Source organism: Methylopila musalis (assembly GCF_042679725.1).
Taxonomy (GTDB): domain Bacteria; phylum Pseudomonadota; class Alphaproteobacteria; order Rhizobiales; family Methylopilaceae; genus Methylopila; species Methylopila musalis.
Genome location: NZ_JBHTMX010000319.1, coordinates 1 through 2,049 on the forward strand (window position 1 = coordinate 1; position 2,049 = coordinate 2,049).

The following is a 2,049-nucleotide window of genomic DNA, read 5'->3' on the forward strand; positions in this document are numbered from 1 at the left end:
AGGCCTCCGGGTGGTGGTGGAACCGCGCCAGCCGCCGCGCCTCCGCCCGCCGCGCCGCCAGCACGGCCGCGCCCCAGCTGGAATGGCCGTGGCGGCCCCATGGGGCTGCGCCGGGCAAGGTGGCGTCGTGGATCAGCAGATCGCAGCCCGCGGCGAAATGGGCGAGCGTGCGGTCGGTGTCGGCGTCGCCCGCCTCGTGGTCCGGGGCGTAGACGAGGCTGCGGCCTTCGAAGTCGATCCGCCAGGCCAGCGCCCCGCCGTCATGGCGCGTCGCGGCGCAGGACAGGCGCACCCCTTCCGCCGGCTCGAACATGTCGCCCGGCGCGGCGTGGAGATCGGTGATCCCGGCGGTCAGCGCCTCCGGTCCCACGGGATAGAACGGCGCCCGCATCAGCCCGGCCGCAAGCGCCGCGACGCCGCCCGGCACGGGGGACAGCGCGAGAACCTGCGCCTCCGCCATGCGGAACGGCGCAAAGCAGGGCAGCCCCATCACATGGTCGTAATGGGCGTGGCTCAGCAGCAGCGTGAGCGGCGCGCCCGGCCGCCGGGCGAGCTCCTGCCCGAGCCGGCGCGCCCCGCCGCCGAGATCCAGCACGAGCCGGCGCTCGCCGCACAGGACCTCCACGCAGGAGGTGTCGCCGCCATAGCGCGCGGTCGCGCCATCCATCGCCGGCGCGCTGCCCCGCACCCCCCAGAACGTCGCCGTGAACTTCCGCGCCATGCCCCGCCCGCCTCGTGATCGTCGAGGGCGATCCTGACGGCGGGCGCTCCGCCAGGCTGTTCCCGGCGTGACAGGGGCGCGCCGGGAACAGGTGCTGGAAGCGCTCCCTTCCTTGTCCCGGCCTTGAGCCGGGACCCAGAGACGCTGACGTGTCGGGAGTGCGCGGCGCCGTTGCGACCGCTTTGAAACGCCGTGGGTCTGGGTCCCGGCTCAAGGCCGGGACAAGGGTGAGGGCGTGGCGGTTTCCTGTGGCGTGATCCCGCTCTAAGCAGGGGCGTCCCGCAATTCCGCCCGAGGCCCTACGCCATGCGTCGTTTTCCGCCGGAACGCATCGTCTGCCTGACCGAGGAGACGGTGGAGACGCTGTATCTGCTCGGCGAGGACGCGCGCATCGTCGGCGTGTCGGGCTACGCGGTGCGGCCGGCGCGGGTGCGGAGGGAGAAGCCGCGGGTGTCGGCCTTCACCAGCGCCGACACCGCCAAGATCCTGGCGCTGGAGCCCGATCTGGCGCTCGCCTTCTCCGACATGCAGGCGGACATCGTGGCGGAGCTGATCCGGGCCGGCGTCGCGGTCCACGCCTTCAACCACCGCGATCTCGCGGGCGTGTTCGCCATGATCCGCTGCGTCGGCGCGCTGACGGGGGCGGGCGACAGGGCCGAGGCGCTGGCCGCCGGGCTGGAGGCGCGGGTCGAGGACGTGCGCCGGGCGACCGCCGGCGGGCCACGGCCGCGGGTCTATTTCGAGGAGTGGGACGGGCCGCTGATCTCGGGCGTCGGCTGGGTGTCGGAGCTGATCGCGGCGGCGGGCGGGGAGGACGTGTTCGCCCATCTGTCCCGCAACCCGGCCGCCAAGGACCGCATCGTGACGCCCGAGGCGGTGATCGCCGCCGCGCCGGACGTGATCCTCGCCTCGTGGTGCGGGAGGAAGGTCGCGCCGGACCGCATCCGCGCCCGGCCGGGCTGGGAGGCGATCCCGGCGGTGCGGGACGGCCGGATCGTGGAGATCAAGTCGCCGCTGATCCTTCAGCCGGGGCCTGCGGCGCTGACCGACGGGCTCGACGCGCTGGTGGCGGCGCTCAACGGGTAGCGGCGAGCGTCGCCACGGGACGGCCCGCGCCGTCGAGCAGGACGAGCTTGCGGCGCGTCGGGTCCACGCGCCAGGCGCGGGCGTCGCCAAGGGCCGCGAAGAACGCCTGCTCCTGCCGCATCACCGCCGGCGGGCAGGCCATCCGGGTGCTGACGATCTGGCCGAAGCGGATGCGCTCGCCGCGGATGTCGGCGCGCCCGCCCAGGCCGTTGCAGCCGCCGCGGCCCGAGACGGCGCCGTCC

The 2,049-nt window shown here is 74.9% G+C and carries 3 protein-coding genes; 1 reads left to right on the top strand and 2 read right to left on the bottom strand.

All coding sequences use genetic code 11. The features are described from left to right. The coding region (locus ACFQ4O_RS17165; RefSeq protein WP_378777550.1) for an MBL fold metallo-hydrolase at positions 1-721 on the bottom strand (721 nt) is incomplete at its 3' end. Between the two features lie 306 nt (positions 722-1,027). On the opposite strand from ACFQ4O_RS17165, the gene ACFQ4O_RS17170 reads away from it, so the two are divergent. Then, positions 1,028-1,807, top strand: a complete 780-nt coding sequence (locus ACFQ4O_RS17170; protein WP_378777552.1) for a cobalamin-binding protein — start codon at positions 1,028-1,030, stop codon at positions 1,805-1,807. On the opposite strand, the gene ACFQ4O_RS17175 is transcribed toward ACFQ4O_RS17170, so the two are convergent. Next, on the bottom strand, positions 1,797-2,049 hold a 253-nt coding region (locus tag ACFQ4O_RS17175), incomplete at its 5' end, for an META domain-containing protein (RefSeq protein ID WP_378777554.1). The genes ACFQ4O_RS17170 and ACFQ4O_RS17175 overlap by 11 nt on opposite strands.